This is a genomic window from Streptococcus sp. HMSC066F01, from assembly GCF_001837335.1.
Taxonomy (GTDB): domain Bacteria; phylum Bacillota; class Bacilli; order Lactobacillales; family Streptococcaceae; genus Streptococcus; species Streptococcus oralis_S.
Genome location: NZ_KV832107.1, coordinates 1 through 26,179, shown reverse-complemented (window position 1 = coordinate 26,179; position 26,179 = coordinate 1). Strand labels below are relative to the sequence as shown.

General features: G+C 43.3%; 22 protein-coding genes. 14 read left to right on the top strand and 8 right to left on the bottom strand.

Annotation, left to right across the window (positions count from 1 at the left end; all coding sequences use genetic code 11):
• The coding region (locus HMPREF2655_RS03180; RefSeq protein WP_083321220.1) for an SIALI-17 repeat-containing surface protein at positions 1-4,329 on the bottom strand (4,329 nt) is incomplete at its 3' end.
• A 323-nt stretch (positions 4,330-4,652) separates the two neighbouring features.
• Here HMPREF2655_RS03180 and HMPREF2655_RS03175 point away from each other — a divergent pair.
• The 10 genes from HMPREF2655_RS03175 (at position 4,653) to yidD (ending at position 10,819) form a co-directional block, all read left to right on the top strand.
• Positions 4,653-4,898: a YneF family protein gene (locus HMPREF2655_RS03175; protein WP_000364980.1), complete on the top strand. Its 246-nt coding sequence runs from the start codon at positions 4,653-4,655 to the stop codon at positions 4,896-4,898.
• Between the two features lie 205 nt (positions 4,899-5,103).
• Positions 5,104-5,898, top strand: a complete 795-nt coding sequence (racE, locus tag HMPREF2655_RS03170; protein WP_007522320.1) for a glutamate racemase — start codon at positions 5,104-5,106, stop codon at positions 5,896-5,898.
• Positions 5,856-6,866 carry a nucleoside-triphosphate diphosphatase gene (locus HMPREF2655_RS03165; protein ID WP_373878875.1) on the top strand — a complete coding sequence of 337 codons (1,011 nt, stop codon included), beginning with the start codon at positions 5,856-5,858 and terminating at the stop codon, positions 6,864-6,866. The genes racE and HMPREF2655_RS03165 overlap by 43 nt, the downstream gene beginning before the upstream one ends.
• Positions 6,842-7,363 carry a metallophosphoesterase gene (locus tag HMPREF2655_RS03160; protein WP_001118939.1) on the top strand — a complete coding sequence of 174 codons (522 nt, stop codon included), beginning with the start codon at positions 6,842-6,844 and terminating at the stop codon, positions 7,361-7,363. Before HMPREF2655_RS03165 ends, HMPREF2655_RS03160 begins: the two co-directional genes overlap by 25 nt.
• Positions 7,360-7,821: a cyclic-di-AMP-binding protein CbpB gene (cbpB, locus tag HMPREF2655_RS03155; protein WP_000560694.1), complete on the top strand. Its 462-nt coding sequence runs from the start codon at positions 7,360-7,362 to the stop codon at positions 7,819-7,821. Before HMPREF2655_RS03160 ends, cbpB begins: the two co-directional genes overlap by 4 nt.
• Entirely contained in the window at positions 7,818-8,552 is a 735-nt protein-coding gene (gene xerD / locus HMPREF2655_RS03150) for a site-specific tyrosine recombinase XerD (RefSeq protein ID WP_306806783.1), read from the top strand. The genes cbpB and xerD overlap by 4 nt, the downstream gene beginning before the upstream one ends.
• Positions 8,552-9,280, top strand: a complete 729-nt coding sequence (locus HMPREF2655_RS03145; protein ID WP_000351890.1) for a segregation/condensation protein A — start codon at positions 8,552-8,554, stop codon at positions 9,278-9,280. Before xerD ends, HMPREF2655_RS03145 begins: the two co-directional genes overlap by 1 nt.
• A gap of 18 nt (positions 9,281-9,298) precedes the next feature.
• Entirely contained in the window at positions 9,299-9,868 is a 570-nt protein-coding gene (gene scpB / locus HMPREF2655_RS03140) for an SMC-Scp complex subunit ScpB (protein ID WP_070536030.1), read from the top strand.
• Positions 9,855-10,577: a pseudouridine synthase gene (locus HMPREF2655_RS03135; RefSeq protein WP_001222226.1), complete on the top strand. Its 723-nt coding sequence runs from the start codon at positions 9,855-9,857 to the stop codon at positions 10,575-10,577. The genes scpB and HMPREF2655_RS03135 overlap by 14 nt, the downstream gene beginning before the upstream one ends.
• Positions 10,577-10,819 carry a membrane protein insertion efficiency factor YidD gene (gene yidD / locus HMPREF2655_RS03130; RefSeq protein ID WP_007522309.1) on the top strand — a complete coding sequence of 81 codons (243 nt, stop codon included), beginning with the start codon at positions 10,577-10,579 and terminating at the stop codon, positions 10,817-10,819. The genes HMPREF2655_RS03135 and yidD overlap by 1 nt, the downstream gene beginning before the upstream one ends.
• 31 nt (positions 10,820-10,850) lie before the next feature.
• Here yidD and HMPREF2655_RS03125 read toward each other — a convergent pair whose 3' ends face one another.
• The 4 genes from HMPREF2655_RS03125 to HMPREF2655_RS03110 all read right to left on the bottom strand — a co-directional run bounded on the left by HMPREF2655_RS03125 (position 10,851) and on the right by HMPREF2655_RS03110 (position 14,575).
• On the bottom strand, positions 10,851-11,822 hold the full coding sequence (locus HMPREF2655_RS03125) for a siderophore ABC transporter substrate-binding protein (protein ID WP_045616411.1): 972 nt from the start codon (positions 11,820-11,822) through the stop codon (positions 10,851-10,853).
• 98 nt (positions 11,823-11,920) lie between these two features.
• Complete coding sequence (locus tag HMPREF2655_RS03120; protein WP_070536026.1) at positions 11,921-12,673, bottom strand: iron ABC transporter ATP-binding protein; 753 nt, start codon at positions 12,671-12,673, stop codon at positions 11,921-11,923.
• Complete coding sequence (locus tag HMPREF2655_RS03115) at positions 12,670-13,626, bottom strand: iron chelate uptake ABC transporter family permease subunit (RefSeq protein ID WP_070837534.1); 957 nt, start codon at positions 13,624-13,626, stop codon at positions 12,670-12,672. The genes HMPREF2655_RS03120 and HMPREF2655_RS03115 overlap by 4 nt, the downstream gene beginning before the upstream one ends.
• A complete protein-coding gene (locus tag HMPREF2655_RS03110; RefSeq protein ID WP_049500374.1) occupies positions 13,616-14,575 on the bottom strand; it encodes an ABC transporter permease in 960 nt (319 codons plus the stop codon). The genes HMPREF2655_RS03115 and HMPREF2655_RS03110 overlap by 11 nt, the downstream gene beginning before the upstream one ends.
• Positions 14,576-14,807: 232 nt before the next feature.
• On the opposite strand from HMPREF2655_RS03110, the gene pepA reads away from it, so the two are divergent.
• Both pepA and HMPREF2655_RS03100 read left to right on the top strand, forming a co-directional pair.
• Complete coding sequence (gene pepA, locus HMPREF2655_RS03105) at positions 14,808-15,872, top strand: glutamyl aminopeptidase (protein WP_049550433.1); 1,065 nt, start codon at positions 14,808-14,810, stop codon at positions 15,870-15,872.
• Positions 15,873-15,892: 20 nt separating this feature from the next.
• On the top strand, positions 15,893-16,189 hold the full coding sequence (locus HMPREF2655_RS03100) for a bacteriocin immunity family protein (protein WP_049550432.1): 297 nt from the start codon (positions 15,893-15,895) through the stop codon (positions 16,187-16,189).
• 96 nt (positions 16,190-16,285) lie between these two features.
• Here HMPREF2655_RS03100 and HMPREF2655_RS03095 read toward each other — a convergent pair whose 3' ends face one another.
• Positions 16,286-17,917 carry a Na/Pi cotransporter family protein gene (locus tag HMPREF2655_RS03095; protein ID WP_049550431.1) on the bottom strand — a complete coding sequence of 544 codons (1,632 nt, stop codon included), beginning with the start codon at positions 17,915-17,917 and terminating at the stop codon, positions 16,286-16,288.
• Positions 17,918-18,249: 332 nt separating this feature from the next.
• Here HMPREF2655_RS03095 and HMPREF2655_RS03090 point away from each other — a divergent pair, with 332 nt between their 5' ends.
• Complete coding sequence (locus tag HMPREF2655_RS03090; RefSeq protein ID WP_070837532.1) at positions 18,250-22,974, top strand: endo-beta-N-acetylglucosaminidase; 4,725 nt, start codon at positions 18,250-18,252, stop codon at positions 22,972-22,974.
• Positions 22,975-23,091: 117 nt separating this feature from the next.
• On the opposite strand, the gene HMPREF2655_RS03085 is transcribed toward HMPREF2655_RS03090, so the two are convergent.
• Both HMPREF2655_RS03085 and HMPREF2655_RS03080 read right to left on the bottom strand, forming a co-directional pair.
• Positions 23,092-23,460, bottom strand: a complete 369-nt coding sequence (locus HMPREF2655_RS03085) for a hypothetical protein (protein WP_070837530.1) — start codon at positions 23,458-23,460, stop codon at positions 23,092-23,094.
• A gap of 84 nt (positions 23,461-23,544) precedes the next feature.
• Positions 23,545-24,471 carry a helix-turn-helix transcriptional regulator gene (locus HMPREF2655_RS03080; RefSeq protein ID WP_070837528.1) on the bottom strand — a complete coding sequence of 309 codons (927 nt, stop codon included), beginning with the start codon at positions 24,469-24,471 and terminating at the stop codon, positions 23,545-23,547.
• A 353-nt stretch (positions 24,472-24,824) separates the two neighbouring features.
• On the opposite strand from HMPREF2655_RS03080, the gene pgk reads away from it, so the two are divergent.
• Positions 24,825-26,024, top strand: a complete 1,200-nt coding sequence (gene pgk, locus HMPREF2655_RS03075; RefSeq protein WP_001096770.1) for a phosphoglycerate kinase — start codon at positions 24,825-24,827, stop codon at positions 26,022-26,024.
• Positions 26,025-26,179: the final 155 nt, after the last annotated feature.

Here is a 26,179-nt window from a genome sequence, read left to right as displayed (position 1 = left end):
TGCTGTTCCGATAGGTTCGGTGTATTCAGGCTTTTCTACAGTGGGTGGCACTTCTTGCCCTGCAGTCCCGATAGGTTTAGTGTATTCAGGAATTTCAACAGTAGGAGCTGGTTCCTCTCCCTTGCTTGTAGTTGGTTGCTTCTCATCAACTTTCTTTTCATCTTTTTTAGTAAAGACGGCTACGACAGGGCTGCTTGTGGTATTTCCTTGAATGGTATAAGCTTCAATGGCATTTCCAGCTTTGCGATTGGTTTCGTCAGGGATTGGGATTTGAACTTGATTGTCTTGGATTGATAGGATAGTCTGATCCCCACTGGTAACCAGATGCGTTTCATCCACCTTACGCAAAACTAGAGGATCTTTGACACCTGGGAAGGTCACTGCGATGGCTTCCCAATCTCCAGCTGGTAGGCTTAAGGAAATGGTTTTGTCATTTTCCTTAAGAGGTGCGATACTTGGGCTATCTAAACCAACAGCTGGAGCTTTGATGATATCAAAGGAGTCTAGAGAGATTTTCTTGCGACCTTCTGGCGAATCTGGATCAACTTGTAATGTCAGGGTATGCGGACCGTCAGTGAGATTTGTAAATTCGCCAATAAAAGCTCTCTTTTCAGTTGCACCTGAAGTGTAGAAGTCTAGACTTGGCATTTCTTTGCCATCTAGTGTAACACGTGCTCGTCCAAGGGCAAGGCTCTTCAAACCATAAATACGAATGCCCGTCCCTGTAAAGGAAATAGTTGCCTGAGCTTCTGAAGCTGCACTAGAGTCGCTATTGTTGATATCAGCGTATTTTTCCGTACCTCCGTAGAGTTCCGGGTCAGACCAGTCCTTAAACTGGGCACCATACTGGATGCGCGAATCCCGGTCATCCATTTTTTCAATCGTACTTCCTTTTCCAGATAGGACCTTGAAGTAGTCTAAGGAAATTTTCGAGCGTTCACTTCCACGTCCCTTGTGCTCACGTTTAACGCTAAGAGTCAATGTATGAGGTCCTTCTGACAATCCTGTGAAGCGGCCGATGAGGCTACCTTTTTCAGTTGCCCCAGCAGTATGGAAATCAAGTTCGCCGACCTCTTTGCCATCAATTTTAGCAGTAGCAAGACCTAGTTCAGAGGATTTTAGTCCATAGATTTCGATACCAACACCAGTGAAAGGAATGGTAGCAGTGATATTTTCGTCTGTGTAGTCACCTTTTGAAAGGTCAGCAAATTTCTCTGTTCCTCCAAATAATTCTGAGTCTGCCCAGTTTCCAAAGGCAGCTCCGTATTGGATACGATCGTCCCGATCATCCATCAATTCACTAGGAGTTTCTACAGTGACCTGTTCAGATACTTGGGTAGGAACTTCTCCCAGCATAGCCTTGACGGTATAGGTATAGGCGAGTTGAGGATCTAGTGAGCGGTCGATAAAGTGGGTTTGATTGGTTACAAATTCTCTAGTTGCAGAGGTTTGTCCAGATTCATCTTTTACTTGTCTTTGGATGACATAGTGGGTAGCACCTTCTACTTGGTTGAAGGTGAGTTCGGCAGTGACTCCATTTTGTCGAACTGCTGTCAGACTGGTTACACGACCAGGGAAATGTTCAAAGGTAATGACGTCACCTTTTTGTGTTGCTAGTTGGATGCGATTGTTTTTAAGAATCGTTGCTTTGACTGGTTTGCCATTGACCTTGATAAGGCTAGCTTCGATATTTGGATAGTCTACGACTAAGTCTCCACCTACATTTGAAAGGAAGGACAAGCTTTGCAGGTTTTTATCTTTCCACTTCATGCTGACTTCAAAGTTTCCTCGAGCAACCAAGCCAGAAACCTGACCGTCTTTCCATGCATCTGGAAGGGCTGGCAATGGTGCAATGTAGCCAGTGTGTGATTGGAGAAGCATTTCTGCCATTCCACTGGTTGCTCCAAAGTTGCCATCAATTTGGAAAGGCGCGTGGGTATCCCAAAGGTTTTCTAGGGTTGAATACTTGAGCTGTTCGGCGAGCAAGCGATGGGCACGGTTACCGTCCAGCAAACGAGCCCAGAGGTTGATTTTATTGGCCTTAGACCAACCTGTACCACCATCTCCACGGTGGTTCAAGGTAGCACGCGCAGCCTCTAGGTATTCAGCCTGGTCCTTGCTAAAGAGCGTACCTGGGAAGAGACCAACTAGATGGGAAACGTGACGGTGGTGATTTTCAATCCCTTCATTTGTGAATTGCGGACTGTCCTCCTCGTACCATTCCTTGATACGGCCCTCTTTGTTGATGTGAAGTGGTTTTAGTTTGTCAAATTTAGCCTTGACCTCTGTGACTAAGTCTTGGTCGACATTCAGATGGTTGGCGACTTCCATGTAGTCGTGGAATAGCTGCCAGACTAGCGATTGGTCAAAGGTATTTCCGATGGTAATGGTCCCGTGTTCAGGTGAGTAGGATGGAGAAGACACCCAACGGTCACTGGCCTTGTCATAGTGCAAGAAGGAGTTCCAGAACTTGGCGGTCTCCTTGAGCATTGGGTAAATCTTTTCTTTGAGATAAGTCTCATCCTTGGTGAATTTATAGTAGTCATAGACGTTCTGCATCATCCAGGCATTAGCGGCTGGCGACCAACCCCAATAGTAATTCCAACCAGGGGTAGTCCAGCCAAATGGTGTTGCTTGAGTGTGGACCAGCCAACCATTTTCTTGTCCGTCTTTGGATTCGATACCAGCGTATTCTTTGGCAGCGATACGACCATAATAGCGCATGTCGTCAATGTAATTGATCATTGGCTTGGCAGTTTCAGCAAGGTTGCTCATGTAGGCTGGCCAATAATTCATTTGCAAATTGACATTGAGGTGGTAATCAGCGTTCCAAGGTGGATTGTCTACGGCATTCCAGACTCCCTGCAGGTTGGCAGGAAGGGCATCTGTCCGATCACGAGACGAACTGATGAGTAGATATCGGCCGTATTGGAAGAAGAGTTCTTCCAATTTTTGCCCTTTTTCTGGGTTATAGCCTTGAAGGGCCTCTTTAGTCGTTTGAGCAGTCTTGTTTCCGCCTAGATTTAGTTTAACGCGGTTAAAGAGACTTTGATAGTCCTTGATATGGGCCTTTTTAAGTGTTTCGTAGTCTTTGGCCTTAGCTGCTTCGACAATCCCTTTAACTGTTTTTTCGAGGTCAATGTCTTTTCGATAGTTGGTTTTTGGATTCTGAGCAAAGTTAGTCTTAGCACTGAGATAGAGGGTCGCATAACTTGCGCCTGTAACGGTTAGTGTCTCATTCTGAACAGTAACTGTTCCATCCGTTTTAATTCCTAAATAGGATGCAAATTTGAGGCCGTTATCTTTAACAGTTCCCTTTAGAAGGATTCCGTTTGCATCTGTAGTGACATGACCATTCTTATAGTTGGAATATTCCCAAGAGTAGTTGCCATTAGCAAGCAAGTCTTCTGTCAAACTGTTCCAAAGGGTAAAGTCAAGTGTCTTGTTTCCTTTTTTGGTCAAGTGGGTCACGGTGACATCATCAGGATAGCTGGAGAAGGTTTCGCGTTTGAAGGTCGTCCCATCTTGGGTGTAAGAAGTAGTCGTAGTGGCCTCTGTGATATCCAAACCACGGTAATAATCTGTTACTGTATCCAGACCTTTCTTCTGATTGTTAAAGACCATGAAGATATCACCAAAGGCTAGGTAGCGACCATATTGGGCATTATTAGGCCCAACGAGATTTCTTTCAGCTAGGCGTTTGGCTTTTTGGCGGTCTCCATCTTCAAGAGCCTTACGAATTTCTGCCAAGACCTTGTAGCGATCCTTGTAGTTCCCACCATTATAGTCGCTGCTATCGGGCTGGGGACCACCAGACCAGAGAGTCTTTTCGTTATACTGGATTCTTTCTTCACCAATCAGACCAAAGACCTTGGCTCCCATCTCGCCATTTCCGACTGGAAGGGCTTGTTTTTCCCATCCATCATAGGAAGGAGCTGTTGGATGATCGTAGTTGAGTTGATAGTTTTCTTGCTTTGTCACGGGCTGATCTGCTTTTTCAGGTTCCTTATTTTCTTTAGCTTCTACAATGGCTTCTTCACTAGCTTGACTATTTGTCGTCTGAGTCTCGTTAGCTGGCTTACTTTCAGAAACTACTGGACTTTCTGCTAGAGACGGATTTGTAGTTTCAGTCGCTTTAGCAGCTTTGGATTCACTATCAGGCTTAGTGATAGATTCGACAGAGGTCGGTTCAGTTTGTTTGACCTCAACACTGTCTGCGGCTACAGTATGGTTGACTAGAAAAACAGCCCCCAGTAAAACAGAAGCAGTCCCAACCGTTAGTTTACGGATGCTATAGCGACAGGATTTCTCCCAAAATATTTTGTCCATAGAAATCTCCTTTAGTATTTGGAACCGTTTACATTTTGTAAGACAAATCCCTATATTTTTGTTTCTATTTACCTCCCATTCTACTGGTCATCTAGCATTTGTCAAGAGGTTTTTGGTGAAAAACATATTTGATATTGCTTTTTCTTAAAATAGTAGAAGAAAGAGAGGAAAGGGTGGAATTATTCGTAATTTCATAGTTCAATCTGATTGTAAGACTAGCTTAGAATTGGCTTAACCCTCTCTTGAAAGCGTAAAACAAACTAGTCAGGAAAGTCACTTTATGGTATAATATAGAAGACTCAAAAAGAAACAGGAGAAAAAGAATGGACTTACTTTTAGCAATTATCTTGATTGTGTTAGCTTTTCTAGGAGGAGCTCTTGGAGGGATGTACTTGGTTCGTAAGCAAATCGAAAAAGAATTTGCGGACAACCCACGTTTGAACGCTGAGGCAGTTCGTGCTCTTTTGAGCGCAAATGGTCAAAAACCAAGCGAAGCCAAGGTACAACAAGTTTACCACCAAATCATCCGTCAACAAAAAGCAGCCCTTGCTAACAATAAAAAGAAATAAATAGGAAAAGTCTGGGATGAAAGTTCCAGACTTCTCACTATGTTCAATAGTTCTCAAGGATAAGACTTTTTCCTTGCATTCTATTGATATTTGATTATGATTAAGAGAGAGGCAGTTTCCATTCTATCAAGCTGTCTATCCGTTCATTTAGGACGAGTAATTATGATGAACTATCAATCAGAAAAAAGACTAGAAAGAAGACTGTATGGATAATCGACCGATTGGTTTTTTGGATTCGGGTGTCGGGGGCTTGACTGTTGTTCGTGAGCTCATGCGCCAGCTTCCCCATGAAGAAATCGTCTATATTGGAGATTCGGCACGGGCGCCCTATGGTCCCCGTCCTGCTGAGCAAATCCGTGAATATACTTGGCAGTTGGTCAACTTTCTCTTGACCAAGGATGTCAAAATGATTGTCATTGCTTGTAATACTGCGACTGCGGTCGTCTGGGAAGAAATCAAGGCTAAACTAGACATTCCTGTCTTAGGCGTGATTTTGCCAGGAGCTTCGGCAGCTATCAAGTCCAGTCAAGGTGGGAAAATCGGGGTCATTGGAACCCCCATGACGGTCCAATCAGACATCTACCGTCAGAAAATCCATGATCTGGATCCGGATTTACAGGTGGAGAGTTTGGCCTGTCCCAAGTTTGCCCCCTTGGTGGAGTCTGGTGCCCTGTCAACCAGTGTAACAAAGAAAGTGGTCTATGAAACCCTGCGTCCCTTGGTTGGAAAGGTGGATAGCCTGATTTTGGGTTGTACCCATTACCCACTCCTTCGCCCTATCATCCAAAATGTCATGGGACCAAAGGTTCAGCTCATCGATAGTGGGGCAGAGTGTGTACGGGATATCTCGGTTTTGCTGAACTATTTTGAAATCAATCGTAGCCGAGATGCGGGACCTCTTCAACATCGTTTTTACACAACAGCCAATAGCCAAAGTTTTGCTCAGATTGGAGCAGAATGGCTGGAAAAAGAGATTCATGTGGAGCATGTAACTTTATGACAAACAAAATTTATGAATACAAGGATGACCAGGACTGGTATGTCGGTGTCTGGGATGTCTATGGAGGCATCTACAGCCTTATCAAAGATCCTCTCGAGCTTGATTTTATGGATTTAGCACGGATTTTTCGTGACGAGGAAAATGGCTTTCCGATTACGATAACGGTGATGCGCTGGTCTTCTAACTTTCGTCTGCTCTCCTTTATCGTTGAGATTTTAAATGCAGAAGCAGGCCGCAATCTAGAAGTCATCCAACGTCAGGGGGCTCTGCTCTTGGTTGAAAATGGGCAACTCCTGCATGTAGAATTGCCTAAAGAAGGAGTCGATGTAGAAGCCTTCTTTGAAACTAGCAAGGTTAGAGAAACTCTGCTCATTGCGACTCGTAACGAAGGCAAGACCAAGGAATTCCGAGCTATCTTTGACAAGTTAGGCTATGATGTGGAAAATCTCAATGACTATCCAGAACTGCCTGAAGTAGCTGAAACAGGCATGACCTTTGAAGAAAATGCTCGACTTAAAGCAGAAACTATTTCCCAATTAACAGGCAAGATGGTTTTGGCAGATGATTCTGGTCTCAAAGTCGATGTCCTTGGCGGTTTGCCAGGAGTCTGGTCAGCGCGATTCGCTGGTGTAGGAGCAACTGACCGTGAAAACAACGCCAAACTCTTGCACGAATTGGCCATGGTCTTTGAACTCAAGGACCGCTCAGCTCAATTCCATACAACCCTAGTCGTAGCTAGTCCAAACAAGGAAAGCTTGGTTGTTGAAGCTGACTGGCCAGGATACATTAACTTTGAACCCAAGGGTGAAAATGGCTTTGGTTATGATCCGCTCTTCCTTGTGGGAGAGACAGGTAATTCAGCAGCTGAATTAACCCTGGAAGAAAAAAATAGCCAATCTCACCGCGCCTTAGCCGTTAAGAAACTTTTGGAGGTATTTCCATCATGGCAAAGCAAACCATCATTGTAATGAGTGACTCCCACGGAGATAGCTTGATTGTCGAAGAAATTCGTGACCGCTATCTGGGGAAAGTCGATGCCATTTTTCACGATGGTGACTCTGAACTCCGTCCAGACTCTCCGCTCTGGGAAGGCATCCATGTCGTCAAAGGAAATATGGACTTTTATGCTGGCTACCCAGAACGGTTGGTGACTCAACTTGGTCCGACCAAGATCATCCAGACGCATGGACACTTGTTTGATATCAATTTCAACTTTCAAAAGTTGGACTACTGGGCTCAGGAAGAAGATGCCGATATCTGTCTCTATGGTCACTTGCATGTACCAAATGCTTGGATGGAAGGCAAAACACTCTTTTTAAATCCAGGCTCCATCAGCCAACCAAGAGGAACCATCAGAGAATGCCTCTATGCCCGTGTGGAGATTGATGACAGCTATTTTAAAGTAGACTTTTTGACACGTGACCATGAGGTTTATCCAGGCTTGTCCAAGGAGTTTGCTCGATGATTGCCAAGGAATTTGAAGCATTTTTATTGGAGCAGGAAGAGACTTTTCTTACCCCCGCTGAGAATCTAGCAGCCTTGATTGATACCCATAATGCTGATCATGCGATTTTAGTGTTGAGCCAAATCACTTATACCCGTATCCCTGTTGTGACCTTTGACAAACGCTTTGTCGGGACTATTGGTCTGAGAGACATTTTGGCTTATCAAATGGAGCAAGGTTTGACGGATGAGCAGATGGCAAAGACAGACATCGTCAATATGACTAAGACAGATGTGGCAGTCGTCGCTCCAGACTATAACATCACAGAGGTCCTCCATAAACTGGTGGATGAACCTTTCTTGCCAGTGGTAGATGATGAAGGGATTTTTCAAGGAATCATCACGCGCAAGTCCATCCTCAAGGCCGTTAATGCCCTCTTGCATGACTTTAGTAAGGAATATGAGATTCGATGCAAATGAGAGATAGGATTTCAGACTTTTTAGAGGAAAAACAGGGCTTGTCTGCTAATTCCAAGCAGTCCTATAAGTATGATCTGGAGCAATTTTTAGACATTGTGGGTGAGCGGATTTCTGAGACCAGTCTTAAGATTTACCAAGCCCAGCTAGCCAATCTAAAAATCAGCGCCCAGAAGCGAAAACTTTCGGCCTGTAACCAATTTCTCTACTTTCTCTATCGAAAAGGAGAAGTGGACAGCTTTTACCGTCTGGAATTAGCCAAACAAGCTGAAAAGAAGACTGAAAAGCCAGAGATTCTAAATTTAGACTCTTTTTGGCAGGAAAGTGACTATCCAGAGGGACGCTTGCTGGCGCTCTTAATCCTAGAAATGGGACTCTTGCCAAGCGAGATTTTAGCCCTTAAGGTTGCAGATATCAATCTGGATTTTCAGGTGTTGAGAATCAACAAGGCTTCCCAACAGAGGATTGTTACCATTCCCACGACCTTGATCCCAGAGCTAGAACCCTTGATGAGGCAAACCTATCTCTTTGAAAGGGGAGGAAAAGCCTATTCTCGTCAGTGGGCCTTTCGTCAGCTGGAGTCCTTTGTCAAGGAGAAGGGGTTCCCAACCTTATCAGCCCAAGCCTTGCGGGAACAGTTCATTCTAAGACAGATAGAAAACAAGTTCGATTTGTATGAAATTGCAAAAAAATTAGGATTAAAAACAGTCCTGACCTTAGAAAAATATAGATAATGGATATTAAATTAAAAGATTTTGAAGGGCCCCTGGACCTGCTCTTGCACTTGGTTTCTAAGTATCAGATGGATATCTACGATGTGCCCATTACGGAAGTTATCGAACAGTATCTAGCCTATGTCTCAACTCTGCAGGCCATGCGTCTGGAAGTAACGGGCGAGTATATGGTTATGGCCAGTCAGCTGATGCTGATCAAGAGCCGCAAGCTCTTGCCAAAGGTAGCAGAAGTGACAGACTTAGAGGATGACCTGGAGCAGGATCTTCTCTCCCAAATCGAAGAATACCGCAAGTTCAAACTCCTGGGTGAGCACTTGGAGGCTAAGCACCAAGATCGGGCCCAGTACTATTCCAAAGCGCCAACAGAGTTGATTTACGAGGATGCGGAGCTTGTGCATGACAAGACGACCATTGACCTCTTTTTGGCTTTTTCAAATATCCTAGCCAAGAAAAAAGAGGAGTTCGCACAGAATCACACGACCATCTTGCGGGATGAGTATAAGATTGAGGACATGATGGTCATTGTAAAAGAGTCCTTGACTGGACGAGACCAGTTGCGCTTGCAGGATTTGTTCAAGGAAGCCCAGAATGTCCAAGAGGTTATTACCCTCTTTTTGGCGACCCTAGAGTTAATCAAAACTCAGGAACTGACCCTCGTGCAAGAGGAGAGTTTCGGAGATATCTATCTCATGGAAAAGAAGGAAGAAAGTCAAGAGGCACAAAGCTAGACTTGATAGAGAGGAAAGATGAGTACTTTAGCAGAAATAGAAGCGCTCTTGTTTGTAGCAGGTGAAGATGGGATTCGAGTTCGCCAGTTGGCTGAACTCCTATCACTTCCCCCGACAGGCATCCAACAGAGTTTAGAAAAATTAGCCCAGAAGTATGAAAAAGACCAAGAGTCGAGCTTATCCCTGATCGAGACAGGTGGTGCATACAGATTGGTGACCAAGCCTCAATTTGCAGCGATTTTGAAGGAATACTCCAAGGCACCCATCAACCAAAGTTTGTCTCGTGCTGCCCTTGAGACCTTGTCCATCATTGCCTACAAGCAACCGATTACGCGGATAGAAATCGATGCTATCCGTGGGGTTAACTCGAGCGGGGCCTTGGCAAAGTTGCAGGTCTTTGACTTGATACGAGAAGACGGGAAAAAAGAAGTGTTGGGTCGTCCCAACCTCTATGTGACTACGGATTATTTCCTAGATTACATGGGAATTAACCATTTGGAAGAATTGCCAGTGATTGATGAGCTTGAGATTCAAGCCCAAGAAAGCCAATTATTTGGTGAAAGGATAGAAGAAGATGAGAATCAATAAGTATATTGCCCACGCAGGTGTGGCCAGTAGGAGAAAAGCAGAAGAGTTGATCAAGCAAGGCTTGGTGACGGTTAACGGCCAAGTGGTGCGTGAACTAGCAACGACCATCAAGTCTGGAGATAAGGTCGAAGTGGAAGGTCAGCCCATCTACAACGAAGAAAAGGTCTACTATCTGCTTAACAAACCACGTGGAGTGATTTCCAGTGTGACAGACGACAAGGGCCGAAAGACTGTTGTGGATCTCTTGCCAAATGTTAAAGAACGCATTTACCCTGTGGGACGTTTGGACTGGGATACATCAGGTGTCTTGATTTTAACCAATGATGGGGACTTTACAGACGAGATGATTCACCCCCGTAATGAGATTGATAAGGTCTATGTCGCGCGTGTTAAAGGTGTAGCCAATAAGGATAATCTCCGCCCCTTGACCCGTGGTCTTGAGATTGATGGCAAGAAAACCAAGCCAGCTGTATATGAGATCCTCAAAGTGGATCCAGTCAAAAATCGCTCAGTAGTGCAGTTGACTATCCATGAAGGACGCAACCATCAGGTTAAAAAGATGTTTGAAGCCGTCGGTCTTCAAGTGGATAAGTTGTCTCGGACACGTTTTGGGCACTTAGACTTGACAGGTCTTCATCCAGGAGAATCCCGTCGCCTCAATAAAAAAGAAATCAGCCAACTACACACCATGGCTGTAACCAAGAAATAATGAAACGAATCTTAATAGCACCAGTACGCTTTTACCAACGCTTTATCTCGCCAGCCTTTCCACCCTCTTGTCGCTTTGAGCCTACTTGTTCCAACTACATGATTCAGGCTATTGAAAAACATGGTTTCAAGGGTGTTTTGATGGGCTTGGCTCGGATTTTGCGTTGTCATCCTTGGTCGAAAATAGGAAAAGATCCCGTCCCAGACCACTTTTCCCTCAAACGAAATCAAGAAGAAAAATAACCCAACATCACCTGATGTTGGGTTTTATCTCTTATTTCAAAGCTTTTTGAGCGTCTTCAATCATGAGTTTTGTTGATTCAAGACCGCCTCCACTTAGATACCATAGGTCTGGTGTTAGTTGGATAATCTTGCCATTTTTAGCAGCAGGAGTTTCAGCGATGAGGGCATTTTCTAGGACGCCATCGTTGCTAGAGTTGTCCCCGCCGATGGCAAGGGTACGGTTGATGACAAAGAGGATGTCAGGATTAATTTCTTTGACACTTTCAAAGCTGACTTCCTGTCCGTGGCGAGAGTCTTCAAATTGAGTATCAGTTGGTTTGAATTTCAAGGTTTGATACAAGAAAGAGAAACGAGATTGGGCACCAAAGGCAGCCATTTTTCCTTCATTGAGGAGGATAGCAAGGGCTTTTTTATCAGAACTTTCGTTTTTAGTAGCGACTTCCTGAATGCTCTTGTCTAGGTTGGCTAATTCTTCCTTTGCTTTCTGTGTACCAGTTTCACCAAAGGCGCTTGCTAGGGATTCGATGTTGGCCTTGGTAGAAGTCCAGTAGTCGTCCTTGCTTGCTTGGAAGAGGACTGTTGGAGCGATTTCTTTGAACTTGTCTACGAATTTTTGGGTACGTGGTGAAGCGATAATTAGGTCTGGTTCAAGAGCAGCGATGGCTTCTAGGTCTGGCTCAACCATGGAACCCACATTGTTGACATTTCCTGCAAGATCTTTTAGGTAAGTCGGAACAGTTTTTGTAGGCATTCCGACGATATTCTTTTCAAAACCTAAAGCGCGAATAGTATCCGCAGCACCGAGGTCAAAAGTCACAATCTTTTCAGGAACCTTTGAAAGTTTGACCTCATCTAGTGAACTTTTAATAGTTATCTCTGTTGGAGCAGAGCTACTTGTCTCTGTCTGGCTAGTGCTTGAGTTTGTATTTGTACTACATGCACCAAGTAAGAGCAAGAAGCTGGCAGCTAGGGCAGTGAGATAAAGTTTAAGGGATGTTTTCATGATTTCTCCTTTTTAAAATGTGATAACGATGTAGGGGGGCTCTTAGATAGGCTTGTTAGCTAAGAGACAGAGGCTTTTCTAACATGAGTTCAGAATAGCTAGCTATAGATACAGATCTTTTTGCCATTGATATCAGCCAGCGTGATGGGAATCTCATAAAGTTGACTGAGCAGTTCGGCTTGCATGATTTGAGCAGTCGTTCCCTTGCAAAAGACTTGACCGTCCTTGAAGGCAACAATTTCATCCGCATATTGGCTAGCCATGTTGATATCGTGGAGGACGATGATAATGGTTTTGCCAAGTTCCTCCACCAGTCGCCGAAGGATCTGCATCATGCTGACGCTTTGCTTGATATCGAGATTATTGAGCGGTTCGTCTAGCAAGATAAAGTCTGTATCCTGAGCTAGTACCATGGCGATAAAGACACGTTGGAGCTGTCCACCAGACAGACTATCGATGTAGCGGTCTTTTAAGTTGGTCAGTTCCAGATAGTCCAGAGTTTCTCGGATTTTTTCCCTGTCTTCTGCTCTCAGTCGACCACGGCTGTAGGGAAAACGTCCAAAACTGACCAGTTCTTCTACAGTCAATTTGGCTTGGTAATTGATCTTCTGCTTTAGGATGGTGAGTTCTTTGGCCAGTTCTTGCGAATTCCAACTCTCGATTTCACGGCCTTTGATACTGAGAATTCCCTGATCTTTCTTGGTCAGTCTGCTCATGATAGAGAGAAGAGTTGATTTTCCAGCACCATTTGGACCAATGAAGGCTGTCAGTTTCTGAGGACTGACTTCAAGGGAAATGTCTTGCAAAATATCCTGTTTTTGAATGGATTTGTCAATGTTTTCCAGTTTCACCGACGCGCCCTCCTGTAAAGTAAGATAAAGAATAAGAGACCACCCACACTCTCGATGATCATGCTGATGCGAATTTCCAGTGCAAAGACTCGTTCGATGAGGGCTTGCCCCAAGGTCAAACTAATAAATCCAATCAGAATGGCTAGGATAAAGAGCAACTTGTGCCGATAATCTTTGACAATCAGGTAAGTGAGATTGGCCAGCATAAAGCCGAAGAAGGCCATAGGCCCTACCAAGGCAGTCGCTGTTGAGGTCAAGAGCACGATGCCCCAGAGGAGTTCTCTCTGTTCTTTTTCAACATCGAGTCCAAGTATCTGAGCCGTTTCTCTTTGCAGGTGCAAGACATCCAGAACGACTGCTTTTCGAAAGAAAAAGATTGTCAAGGCGAGGATGATCAGAGAACCGATGGCTAGGATGGAAGTGTTGAGATGCTGAAAGGAAGCAAAGAGACTGTTCTGCAGTTTATCGTATTCATTTGGATCCATCAGGACTTGGAGGAAGGTACTGATATTTCGAAAGAGACTTCCCAGGGCTAGGCAGATTAGCAGAATGAAAACCAGATTTTGCTTCATCAGCGTCTTCAAGTAGCCTTGTAAGGCGAGAAAGAAGAGGGATTGAAGCAGAAGTAAGACTAGAAATTCTAAGATAGGAGACTTTCCAAACTGTAGAAATTTACTTTCAAATATCAGTAGCAGGGTTTGTAGCAAGACATAGAAGGATTCGATTCCCAAAATACTTGGCGTCAGAAAGCGATTTTCCGTCAGGGTTTGAAAACTAATGGTCGAAATTCCAGTCGCGATGGCTACCAAGAGATAAACGATGATTTTTTGGGAACGCAGCTTCCAGGCAAAGGCAGACAGGTTAGTGATGGGCCAAAAGTAGAGGAGACAAGCTCCGATGGCCAGAATAATGAGAAGGCAGAAGAGCTTGGTATGTTTGCTTTTAAACTGCATCCTTTTGTCCTCCTCTCCAGAGAAGTAGGATAAAGACGAGGCTACCGATGATTCCTAGTAGGAGACTGACAGACAGCTCATAGGGCCGAATCAAGACTCGAGAGAGGATGTCGCAGGCCAGAACCAGATTGGCGCCGACCAGAGCGACCATGAGTTTGGTTTGACTCAGATTATCTCCATAGCGCTTGCGGACAAGATTGGGAACGATGACCCCGAGAAATGGCAAGGCACCCACGGTAATCATGGTGACACTTGTCGTTAGCGCCACTAGAAAGAGGGCCAGCTTTTCAAGTAGGGAGTAGGAAATCCCTAAACTCTCACTGGTTTCCTTGCCCAGATTCATGATGGTGAAGGTTTGGGATAATTTCCAAACGGCTATCAGGATAATGAGGCCTAAGAAGAGCCACTCATACTGATGAGTCTGAATCATGGAGAAGGAGCCCTGGGTCCAAGCAGTCATACTCTGAACCAGATTGAAACGATAGGCGATAACTTCTGTGACAGAACCGATAATCCCACTATAGATGATCCCGATCAAGGGCAACATCCACCTTTCCTTTACAGAAAAAATAGTCATAAAGGCCAGGAAGAAGAGGGTAAATAAAATGGATGAGCCAAAAGCAAAGAGCATCTTTTGGGTCAGACTCGCAGACGGAAAGACAAAGAGGCTTAACACCATTCCCAGTTTAGCGGCTTCTGTGGTTCCGACTGTACTTGGAGCAGCGAATTGATTTTGAGTAATGGTCTGCATGAGGAGTCCTGCCATGCTCATACTGGAGGCTGCAAGGAGAATACTGATGGTTCTTGGAAGACGCGACTCTTGAAAGAGAAGCCAAGTCTGTTGGTCAAAAGCAAAGAATTTTTCCCAAGAAAAATCACTGGTTCCAATGGTAATGGAGAGAAAGACCAGGAGTAGAAGTAAGCCTGTTAAAATATGAGAGAGTTTCATGCCCCATCCTTTCATGTAGATTTGGTATAAAAATACCCTTGGAGATAATGTAACACGATTTTTTAATCTGTCAATAAATTTTCTGACAATTTAATGTAAAAAGAAAGAAAAATTTCTGAAATAATATCTATCCCTCTATTTTATAGGATAAACTAGTAAAAACTAATCCAATTTCCTACTATCCTTCTCCTATAAAAAGTGGTAAAATGGAGGACAGAAAGAAGGAACTGATATGACAACATTATTTTCAAAAATCAAAGAAGTAACAGAGCTTGCTGCGATCTCAGGCCACGAAGCGCCTGTTCGGACTTATCTTCGTGAAAAGTTGACACCGCACGTGGATGAAGTAGTGACAGATGGCTTAGGTGGTATTTTCGGTATCAAGCATTCAGAAGCTACGGATGCACCGCGTGTTTTGGTCGCTTCTCACATGGACGAAGTTGGTTTTATGGTCAGTGAGATTAGGCCAGATGGTACCTTCCGTGTCGTTGAAATCGGTGGTTGGAACCCTATGGTGGTCAGCAGTCAACGTTTTAAACTCTTTACTCGTGATGGTCGTGAAATTCCTGTGATCTCAGGTTCTGTCCCTCCACATTTGACACGTGGAACAGGTGGGCCAACCATGCCAGCTATTTCTGATATCATTTTTGATGGTGGTTTTGCAGACAAGGCTGAGGCAGAAAGTTTTGGCATCCGTCCTGGTGACACCATTGTCCCTGATAGTTCCGCTATCTTGACAGCCAATGAAAAAAATATCATCTCAAAAGCTTGGGACAACCGCTATGGTGTTCTTATGATTAGCGAGCTAGCAGAAGCCTTGTCAGGTCAAAAACTGGGAAATGAACTCTATCTTGGTTCTAATGTCCAAGAAGAAGTTGGTCTGCGTGGTGCTCATACTTCCACAACCAAGTTTGACCCAGAAGTCTTTCTGGCAGTTGACTGTTCACCTGCTGGTGATGTTTATGGTGGTCAAGGCAAGATTGGGGATGGAACTTTGATTCGTTTCTATGATCCAGGTCACTTGCTCCTCCCAGGTATGAAGGATTTCCTTTTGACAACGGCTGAAGAAGCAGGTATCAAGTACCAATACTACTGTGGGAAAGGTGGAACAGACGCTGGAGCAGCTCATCTGAAAAATGGTGGTGTCCCATCTACAACTATCGGTGTTTGTGCCCGTTATATCCATTCTCACCAAACTCTCTACGCGATGGATGACTTCTTAGAAGCCCAAGCTTTCTTGCAAGCCTTGGTGAAAAAATTGGATCGTTCAACGGTTGATTTGATTAAACATTATTAAGCATAAGGGAGGTGGTCGGGATGGCAGAACCAAACCTAGAAAGCCTTATAAGAGATCTCTACAACCATGCTCGTCAGGGTTTGAGTGAAGATTTAGTTGCTGCTCTCTTAGAGACTGCTAAAAAACTACCCACTACAAATGAGCAATTACTAGCAGTCCGACTCTCAGGACTGGTCACCCGTGAATTGCTTCTAAATCCCAAGCACCCAGCACCTGAATTGATCAACTTGGCGCGCTTTATCAAAAGAGAAGAAGCCAAGTATAGGGGCACTGCAGTTTCTGCTATCATGTTTGGAGAACTCTTTAAAATGCTTTGATTCCATTGTGAATCAAAGCATTTTTCTATATGCTACAAAAGGAATTTTTGATGAGGAGAAGAAAAAGCCATCCTATTCAGGATAGCTTCTTGGTACTTAGATTTGTTCAGCAATGACCTTTTCAGCTAGGTTCATAGCGTGGTCAGATACACGAGTGTAGTGGGAAATGATGTCGATGAAATTGACTCCAGCTTGTGTAGAACACTCACCCTTGTTAAGGCGTTTGATGTGGGTCTTTCTGAGAACGCGTTCCATATTGTTGATTTCTTTATGGCGTTCAATCAGACTTTGAGCTTTTTCAATATCATTGTTTTCCACACTATCAAGGGCATCCTTGATAAAGTCAGTAGTTTTTTGATAGATATCCGCCAATTCCTGCAAAGCAGCATCAGAGAACTGAACATTCTTACGTTGGAGGTAGTCTGTTAGGTTGAGCAAGCCTTCTGCGTGGTCCCCAATCCGTTCCAAATCACGAGATGAATCCAGGATGTTGGTCAAGACTTCGCTTTCCTTTTGACTCAAGGATTCGCTTGAGAGTCTGATGAGGTAACGAGTGAGTTTTTCATCGATGGTGTTGATGGCTTCCTCTGTCTTGTGCCCTTTTTCAGCTACCTTTTCATCCAAACCGATGATATAGGTATAAGAAAGGTCAAAAGCTTTGGCTGCATAGTTCCCTAAGTGCAAAAGTTCTTTTTTAGCATTTCCTAGAGCGATAGAAGGAGATTGCTGGATAAGTTGCTCGTCGAGATAAAGGGGCTCGTACTTGACAACCTCGTCTTCACCAGGGATGAGCTTGGTAACAAAGTAGGCCAAGGCTCCGATGAATGGAAATTGTACAATGGTGTTACTTACGTTAAAGGCACCGTGCGAGAAGGCGATGGTCATCTCAGGTGAGAGGTGAAGGAGTGCCTGGAAGTACTCGATCATAGCAGTAAAGGGGCCTAATAAGATTAAGCAAAGAATAGTTCCTAGAACGTTAAAGGTAACGTGGGTTGCCGCAACGCGTTTCGCTGAGACATTGGCTCCAGCTGCTGCGATGATCACGGTTAGGGTTGTCCCGATATTATCCCCGAAGAGAACTGGTAGTGAACCTTTAAGGTCGAGGAAGCCACCTGCATAGAGGCCTTGCAAAATCCCGATTGTAGCCGAAGAGGCCTGAATGAGGACGGTAATCACTGCACCAGCTACTACTCCTAAAATAGGATTTTGTCCCAAGGTTACCATATATTCCTTGAATTGTGGTAAATCTTTAAGTGGGCTCATACCGGCACTGATGAGGTTAAGGGCGTAGAAGATTCCCCCAACACCAAACAGGATGCGCCCGATATTGTTTGCTGTTCTGTTTTTTGTAAAGAAGAGGAACATGGTTCCAAGGAAAATCAAGGGTAAAGCATACTCACCAAGCTTGAAACCGATGATAAAGGATGTAACGGTGGTTCCGATGTTGGCTCCCATGATAATTCCGATAGCCTGTCTAAGGGTTAGAAGACTAGCGCTGACTAGCCCAACCGTGATAACTGTAACCCCTGTACTTGACTGAATGAGGGCAGTCACGACGATTCCGACTAGAACGCCTAAAAAGGGATTGCTAGTGTACTTGTCAATGTAAAAACGAAGGCGATCTCCAGCAGCTTGTTGCAAACCGTCTCCCATGGTCTTGATACTGTATAAAAACAGTCCCAGACCTCCTAAAAAGTGAAATAAAATTTCCTGCCAATTAATGGACATTTCTTTTTCCTCCGAAAAATAATAACGGAATTTCTCCTATTCTATTTTAAAGGATAAAAGTAAATCTCACAAGTGTTTAGCTGAAATTTTCATAAGAAACAAGAACTTTCTTTCAAAATGAGAGATAGTTTCCCTTTAAGATAGATGATTTATAGGATTGTGTCCAAATTTTACTGATTTTTATCCTAGTTATAGTTTTTATGTTAAATAGATTGACATCGCTTTCATATAGGATAAAATGAAGATAATCCTGTTCTGGTGGTGTGCACTGAGAACAGTTACTTTTTATCAAAAAGTAAAGCGCTTACTTTATATTTTATTAGGAGGATAAGATGAAAAATCTATTTTTTGAAAAACGTTGCCGTTACAGTATTCGTAAGCTGTCAATCGGAGCTTGTTCCTTGATGATTGGTTCAGCTCTATTTGCGAGTCCAGCTCTTGCCGAACAAGTCGCAGTCCCTGAAACAGCTGCAAACACGAGCGCCCAAGCTACAAGCGCTAGTGAAACAGCTAATCCAGATACTGCAGCCCTTGAAAAACAATTAGAGGAAACAGAGAACAAAGTAGCTGAGCAACCAATTTCAGAAAACACTCCAGCAATAACGGATCTGGTTAATGAAAAAGAAGAAGCGAAGCCAGCTCTGACAGATAAAGCTGACAAACCTGCTCAACCAACTGAAAAAGAAGAAGTCAAACCAGAGGAAACTCCTCAAGTGACTGAGAAGAAAGCTGACAAACCGACTCTAGCAGACGTTCCTAAAAATGAAGAAAAGAGTCTCCGACCAAAAGAAATCAAATTTGATACATGGGAAGATTTGTTGAAATGGGAACCGGGTGCGCGTGAGGATGATTCCATCAACCGTTCCTCAGTTGAACTCGCCAAGCGCCATAGAGGCCAGTTGGTTAATGAAAAAGCAAGCAGAAGAGCCAAGGTTCAAGCTCTAGCAAATACCAACTCGAAAGCTAAAGACCATGCTTCTGTCGGTGGTGAGGAATTCAAGGCCTATGCATTTGACTACTGGCAATACTTGGATTCAATGGTCTTCTGGGAAGGTCTAGTTCCAACTCCAGATGTCATTGATGCCGGTCACCGCAACGGAGTTCCCGTTTATGGAACCCTCTTTTTCAACTGGTCAAATAGCATTGCCGACCAAGAGAAATTTGCTGCCGCTTTGAAACAAGATGAAGATGGCACCTTCCCAATTGCACGCAAACTCGTTGATCTCGCTAAGTACTATGGATTTGATGGTTACTTCATTAACCAAGAAACAACGGGGGAATTGGTAGCACCTCTTGGTGAAAAAATGCGCCAATTCATGCTCTATACAAAGGAATATGCAGCTAAGGTCAACCATCCAATCAAGTATGCTTGGTACGATGCCATGACCTACAAATACGGTCGTTACCACGAAGATGGTCTAGGTGATTACAACTACCAGTTCATGCAAAAAGAAGGTGACAAAGTCCCTGCAGATCAATTTTTTGCCAATTTCAACTGGAACAAGGAAAAGAATGACCACTCCGTAGAGATGGCCAAATGGCTAGAACGTAGCCAGTATGATGTCTTTGCAGGCTTGGAATTACAACAAGGTGGATCATATAAGACCAAGGTCAAATGGGATTCCCTCTTAGATGAAAAAGGCAAGTTGCGTTTGTCACTTGGACTTTTTGCACCAGATACGATTACCAGTCTAGGAAAAACAGGCGAAGACTACCACAAGAACGAAGACATCTTCTTCACAGGCTACCAAGGAGATCCAACGGCTCAAAAACCAGCAGATAAAGAGTGGTATGGGATTGCCAATTTAGTTGCGGACCGCACACCAGCAGTTGGCCGAACCTTCACGACCTCCTTTAATACAGGTCATGGTAGAAAATGGTTTGTAGACGGTAAAGTTTCTAAGGATTCTGAGTGGAACTACCGTTCTGTTTCTGGTGTCTTGCCAACATGGCGCTGGTGGCAGACTTCAACAGGGGAAAAACTTCGTGCAGAATATGACTTTACAGATGCCTATAATGGAGGTAACTCCCTTAAATTCTCAGGTGATGTAGCTGGTAAGACCAACCAGGATGTGAATTTGTATTCTACCAAACTAGAAGTGACCGAAAACACTAAACTTCGGGTTGCCCACAAGGGAGGAAAAGGCTCCAAAGTTTATATGGCCTTCTCTACGACTCCAGACTACAAATTTGAGGATGCAGCTGCATGGAAAGAACTGACTCTTTCTGATAACTGGACAAATGAAGAAATTGACCTTAGCTCACTAGCAGGTAAAACCATCTATGCAGTTAAACTCTTCTTCGAGCATGAAGGAGCTGTAAAAGATTATCAGTTTAACCTAGGTCAATTAACAATTTCAGACAATCACCAAGCGCCACAAGCACCTACAGGTCTCTCTGTGGTGAAGCAATCTCTTAAGAATGCCCAAGAAGCTGAAGCATTGGTTCAATTTTCGGGTAACCAAGATGTAGATTTCTATGAAGTCTACGAAAAAGATGGGGATAACTGGCGCTTATTGACAGGATCATCTGCTTCAACCATCTACTTGCCAAAAGTTAGCCGCTCTGCTAATGCGACTGGTAGGACTCAGGAATTGAAAGTCGTTGCAGTTGGTAAAAATGGACTCCGTTCTGAGGCGGCGACAGCATTCTTTAACTGGGGCATGACTGTTCAGGATACAACTCTCCCAAGACCTTTGGCTGAAAATATTGTTCCAGGTGCATCAGTTATTGATAGTACTTTCCCTAAGACAGAAGGTGGTGAAGGCATCGAAGGTATGTTGAACGGTACCATTACTAGCCTGTCAGACAAGTGGTCTTCAGCTCAGTTGAGCGGTAGTGTGGATATTCGCTTGACCAAGCCACGTACCGTTGTTAGATGGGTCATGGATCATGCAGGAGCTGGTGGTGAGTCTGTCAACGATGGTTTGATGAACACCAAAGACTTTGATCTTTACTACAAGGATACAGATGGTGAGTGGAAACTAGCTAAGGAAGTCCGTGGCAACAAAGCACACGTGACAGATATCACTCTTGACAAACCAATCACCGCGCAAGACTGGCGTCTAAAAGTTATCACTTCAGATAATGGAACACCTTGGAAGGCCATTCGTATCTATAACTGGAAGATGTACGAAACACTAGATACAGAAAGTCAAAATATTCCAATGGCTAAGGTGGCTGCCCGTTCACTTGGAAACCATCAAGTTCAACTAGGCTTCTCTGATGTTCCAGCGGGTGCAACTATCACCGTTTACGACAAGGCAGATTCACAAACACCGATTGCAACCTTGAAGTCTGAAACTGGAGGCGACTTGGCAACAGCACCATTGGGCTTTGACAAGCAACCAACTCTCCTCTACTATCGTACCCAACTACCTGGCAAAGAAATCAGTAACACCTTGGCAGTAGCGATTCCACAGGATGAGAGGAAAATTGCTGCAGTTAGTCTTGAAAAAGGGCCTAAGAAGACGGTTTACAAAGAGGGAGAAAAACTTGACCTTAGAGGCGGCACTCTCCGTGTTCAATACGAAGGGGGGCAAGCAGACGAGCTGATTAACCTTACTCACTCAGGTGTGACTGTTTCTGGATACGACGCTCATCAAAAAGGGGAACAAAAGCTCACAGTTAGCTATCTTGGACTTTCAGTAAGCGGTGACTTGAAGGTACAAGTGACTGGTCAAGATGAAGGAAAACCAAAGGAAGTAGCAGGTCTGTACATTACTCAGAAACCGAAAACGGATTATCTAGTAGGAGACCAACTGGATCTTGCAGAAGGGCGCTTCGGAGTTCTCTATGATGATGAGACAGAAGAAAGTCATGCCTTCACAGATCAAGGTGTTGAAATTACGGGCTACGATGCTCAAAAGACTGGTCGTCAGACCTTGACCTTGCATTACAAGGGACACACAGCTGAGTTTGATGTCTTGGTTTCTCCAAAAGCAGCTGTCAACGATGAATACCTCAAACAAGAAATCACTGCTGCCCAAGGTCGCCAGTCAACCCTTGCCTATACCTTCTCAAGTGAGGACAAACAAGCAGCACTAGTAGAGAAGCTCACTGCAGCGAAAGCTGTTGCAGAAAACCATGATGCCATTCAAGAAGAAGTCAACAAAGCTTTGAATGACTTGAAACAAGCTGGAGCGGACTTGGATGGAAATCAACGTTATCAGACTGCTAGAGAAGAATTGGAAGGCTTGCTCGAATCCCTTCGTGAAAAAAATCCTAAAGCTGAGTTGATTGAACAGGCAGAAACTTTGTTGGCTTCAGAGATGCCAACTCCACAAGCTTTTGCGGAAATGAAAGAAAAGCTAAATAAGAAACTAGCTCCTGCAGAAGAAAGTCACCATGTTGGAAGTATGGATCCAAATGAAGTGGCTCCAACGGTCGAGGCCCTCCCTGAACTAGTTATTGAAACTGAAACAACAGCCTTTGAACGTCAGGAGAGACCAAACGCCGAACTTCTCAAAGGCCAACGGCAGCTAGTGCAAGCTGGAGTTGAAGGTCAAATTCGTCACTTTGTAGAAGTTGATGCTCAGGGCAAACGCACTCTTCGTTCGACTGAGGTAGTCAAGGAAGCAATCCCAGAAATCACCGAAGTTGGAACAAAAGTTCTATCAAGCAACCAACCAGCTGAAGGTGTGAAAGATTTAGTTCTAGAAACTCCGAAACTGGAAATTGAAGAGGGAACAGTTTCCTTCGAACATCAGGAACGACCAAATGCAGCCCTTCTCAAAGGACAACGCCAGCTAGTTCAAGCAGGAGTTGAGGGCCAAGTTCGTCGCTTTGTAGAAGTTGATGATCAGGGCAAACGCACTCTTCATTCTACTGAGGTTCTCAAGGAAGCTCTTCCAGAAATTGTCGAAGTAGGAACGAAAGAAGAGCAAGTCTCACAAACAAGGGATCAAGCTCTTTCAGCAGCACCAGCAAAAGTTGAAGAGGTAAGTAAAGAGCTTCCAAATACGGGAGCGACAAGAGATGCTAGTCTAGTAGCGCTGGGACTCCTCGGAGTAATGAGTGGCTACGGCTTGCTTGCTGGAAAGAAGAGAGAAGACTAATCAGATTTACGAATCTTGGATTTTCTTATAAAAATAAAAAACAAGGTTTGACTGTAGATTAGTCAGACCTTGTTTTTAGTTTTGAAATTGAAGAGTAAATTTGAAGCTAGATTTTTGTTATTCAATTCCTTGGATAAATTTTTGGAAACGATAGGTGTCGAAATAAATATTGGATGCAACTAATTTATCAAATTCATCGAATTTCTGAAATTCTGCGACATCCAGCTCTAGTTCTTTTCCTTGAGGAGAATGTAGACGGTATCGATTTAAAGCTGAGACTGTTCGACCATCAACAAGTAATTGCTTCACTTCAAGATGCTGGCTCAAAGCATAGAATTGGCCTGCGCCTTGCAAATAAACATCACGTCCTTGTCGAATTTCTATACTATCGCACATGCCATAATCAAAGTTTTCAGCTACGAAATCTTCCCAGCCTCCCTCATTTACTGCCGTAAAATAGCTTTCTGCAAGTGTTTTTGTATCCATTTGGAACCTCCTGTAAAATAATTGGGCTATGATGAATATCACGAAATATTTTGCCCACTTAAGAGTATACAAAAGGAAATATGACTACAGGTTGTCATATTGCTGAAGATTTTTTTTGAGAGTACTGACTAGTAGAGTTTGTAAGTGACTTGGAGATACGACCTTTACTTGATAACCAAAACTTAATAGTAAATCAAAAAAAGAAGGAGTTAAAGCTCTAAATGTCTGAACTTTTATTATTTCGTCCTCGACTCTGATTTCTTCTTCCGTGAAGTGATCGTAGATTTTTGGAAGTGCAAATCTTGTAAAAACTAGTTCGATTTCTTCTCTTTGCCCCTCCACTTTACTTTTGGGGGGATTTAAAAAAAGCTCTAACTTTTCTTGAGATAAACGTGGATAATCGAATGGTTTATCTTTTATCTCCACTAGTTCTAGTTCACGAATTCGAGTTAATTTAAAAATACGAAAATCTAATTTTTCTAAGCAGTAACCGATAACATACCAAGCATTCAGTTTATAGATCAATCTGTATGGGATAATTGTTCGCTGACTTTTCTCCTGTTTTTTCGAATAGTAAGAAAAAGAAATCATCTGTTCAGTTTGTATCGCTTCCTCAATGTCTAGTAAATAATTTGTATTAAGAGTCCAGGAACTGAGATCAAAGTAAAAAGGACTGTTTGCTCTTGTAATTTCTTGAGAAGACAGCTTGTGTTCGATACTGTCAAGACTTGAATGACCAACGATTTTACTAACATTTTGGCTCATATTAATGATAAACTGTCTCTCTTCCTCAGTGAAAAAGTTTCTGTCTATCTTATAGTCGCTTGGTATATAGAAACCTCCCTTATCTCCACGTTCCGAATAGATTGGGATTCCCGCTAAACTGAGTGTATCCATGTCCCTATATACAGTTCGAGTAGATATTTCAAACCTCTCTGCAATCTCTTTGGCTGTTATTCTCTTCTTATTTAAAAGCGACAGTAAAATATAGATTAGTCTTTCTAATTTCATGGTAGCAATTCCCCTTCTTTTAATCTCAAATAGCACAAACTAAAGAAACTATTTTAGTTATATTGTATAATAAGAAACCTAGCAATTCAAAAAGAAGGACTGTAGAGTTTAGAATATTAAGGATTAAAATGTTAGAAAAAGAATGGTATAGAAGTAATTAAGCAGATCAATCAAGAAATTTACCTAAATTATTCCAACCGAATTATGTAAAAATTTCTATTTCCCCTACTGAAATCCTAGGTTTTTAGGTTAATAGATAAAAGAATGAACAAGAAAAGTTTAGGGTTTTTCTATCTCTTTTGCGGATTTTGTGATATAATTAACACGTATAAAAAAAGAAGGAGTCATATCTAATGGCAAAATTGACTGTTAAAGACGTTGACTTGAAAGGGAAAAAAGTTCTCGTTCGTGTTGACTTCAACGTACCTGTTAAAGATGGCGTGATTACCAATGACAACCGTATCACTGCAGCTCTTCCAACTATCAAGTACATCCTTGAACAAGGTGGACGTGCAATCCTCTTCTCTCACCTTGGACGTGTAAAAGAAGAAGCAGACAAAGAAGGTAAATCACTTGCTCCTGTAGCTGCTGACTTGGCTGCTAAATTGGGGCAAGAAGTTAAATTTATCCCAGGTGTTACACGTGGTGCTGAATTGGAAGCCGCTGTTAACGCTCTTGAAGATGGACAAGTTCTCTTGGTTGAAAACACTCGTTTCGAAGATGTTGACGGCAAGAAAGAATCTAAAAATGATCCTGAACTTGGTAAATACTGGGCATCACTTGGAGATGGTATCTTCGTAAACGATGCATTCGGTACTGCTCACCGTGCACACGCATCTAACGTTGGTATCTCAGCAAACGTTGAAAAAGCAGTTGCTGGATTCCTTCTTGAAAACGAGATTGCTTACATCCAAGAAGCAGTTGAAGCTCCAGAACGTCCATTCGTAGCGATTCTTGGTGGTTCAAAAGTTTCAGACAAGATTGGTGTTATCGAAAACTTGCTTGAAAAAGCTGATAAAGTCCTTATCGGTGGTGGGATGACTTACACATTCTACAAAGCTCAAGGTATCGAAATCGGTAACTCACTTGTAGAAGAAGACAAATTGGATGTTGCTAAAGCTCTACTTGAAAAAGCAAACGGCAAATTGATCTTGCCAGTTGACTCAAAAGAAGCAAACGCATTTGCTGACTACACTGAAGTAAAAGACACTGAAGGTGAAGCAGTAGATCCAGGCTTCCTTGGTTTGGACATCGGTCCTAAATCTATCGCTAAATTTGACGAAGCTTTGACTGGTGCCAAAACAGTTGTATGGAACGGACCAATGGGTGTATTTGAAAACCCTGACTTCCAAGCTGGTACAATCGGTGTGATGGACGCTATTGTGAAACAACCAGGCGTAAAATCAATCATCGGTGGTGGTGACTCAGCTGCTGCAGCCATCAACCTTGGCCGTGCAGACAAGTTCTCATGGATTTCTACTGGTGGTGGAGCATCAATGGAACTCCTTGAAGGTAAAGTTCTTCCAGGATTGGCAGCCTTGACTGAAAAATAAATAGTTAACTAAAGGAAGATGGTGTGACCATCTTCTTTTTAATTTAATTTATAAACATGTGGAATTTTTCTATAAATAAAAAGAAAAAAGAGTAAATATTTGCATCCTGCCTTGTAAAGTGCTAGTATAAGAAGTAACGACTAAATTTAGATAAG

Coding starts and splice junctions, on each gene's coding strand:
- yidD (WP_007522309.1), top strand. CDS start 10,577: ATGAAACGAATCTTAATAGCACCAGTACGCTTTTACCAACGCTTTATC.
- HMPREF2655_RS03100 (WP_049550432.1), top strand. CDS start 15,893: ATGGCAGAACCAAACCTAGAAAGCCTTATAAGAGATCTCTACAACCAT.
- HMPREF2655_RS03115 (WP_070837534.1), bottom strand. CDS start 13,626: ATGCAGTTTAAAAGCAAACATACCAAGCTCTTCTGCCTTCTCATTATT.
- HMPREF2655_RS03090 (WP_070837532.1), top strand. CDS start 18,250: ATGAAAAATCTATTTTTTGAAAAACGTTGCCGTTACAGTATTCGTAAG.
- HMPREF2655_RS03160 (WP_001118939.1), top strand. CDS start 6,842: ATGGCAAAGCAAACCATCATTGTAATGAGTGACTCCCACGGAGATAGC.
- pgk (WP_001096770.1), top strand. CDS start 24,825: ATGGCAAAATTGACTGTTAAAGACGTTGACTTGAAAGGGAAAAAAGTT.
- HMPREF2655_RS03165 (WP_373878875.1), top strand. CDS start 5,856: ATGGCTGGAAAAAGAGATTCATGTGGAGCATGTAACTTTATGACAAAC.
- xerD (WP_306806783.1), top strand. CDS start 7,818: ATGAGAGATAGGATTTCAGACTTTTTAGAGGAAAAACAGGGCTTGTCT.
- HMPREF2655_RS03085 (WP_070837530.1), bottom strand. CDS start 23,460: ATGGATACAAAAACACTTGCAGAAAGCTATTTTACGGCAGTAAATGAG.
- racE (WP_007522320.1), top strand. CDS start 5,104: ATGGATAATCGACCGATTGGTTTTTTGGATTCGGGTGTCGGGGGCTTG.
- HMPREF2655_RS03110 (WP_049500374.1), bottom strand. CDS start 14,575: ATGAAACTCTCTCATATTTTAACAGGCTTACTTCTACTCCTGGTCTTT.
- cbpB (WP_000560694.1), top strand. CDS start 7,360: ATGATTGCCAAGGAATTTGAAGCATTTTTATTGGAGCAGGAAGAGACT.
- HMPREF2655_RS03125 (WP_045616411.1), bottom strand. CDS start 11,822: ATGAAAACATCCCTTAAACTTTATCTCACTGCCCTAGCTGCCAGCTTC.
- pepA (WP_049550433.1), top strand. CDS start 14,808: ATGACAACATTATTTTCAAAAATCAAAGAAGTAACAGAGCTTGCTGCG.
- HMPREF2655_RS03145 (WP_000351890.1), top strand. CDS start 8,552: ATGGATATTAAATTAAAAGATTTTGAAGGGCCCCTGGACCTGCTCTTG.
- HMPREF2655_RS03135 (WP_001222226.1), top strand. CDS start 9,855: ATGAGAATCAATAAGTATATTGCCCACGCAGGTGTGGCCAGTAGGAGA.
- HMPREF2655_RS03095 (WP_049550431.1), bottom strand. CDS start 17,917: ATGTCCATTAATTGGCAGGAAATTTTATTTCACTTTTTAGGAGGTCTG.
- HMPREF2655_RS03175 (WP_000364980.1), top strand. CDS start 4,653: ATGGACTTACTTTTAGCAATTATCTTGATTGTGTTAGCTTTTCTAGGA.
- HMPREF2655_RS03080 (WP_070837528.1), bottom strand. CDS start 24,471: ATGAAATTAGAAAGACTAATCTATATTTTACTGTCGCTTTTAAATAAG.
- scpB (WP_070536030.1), top strand. CDS start 9,299: ATGAGTACTTTAGCAGAAATAGAAGCGCTCTTGTTTGTAGCAGGTGAA.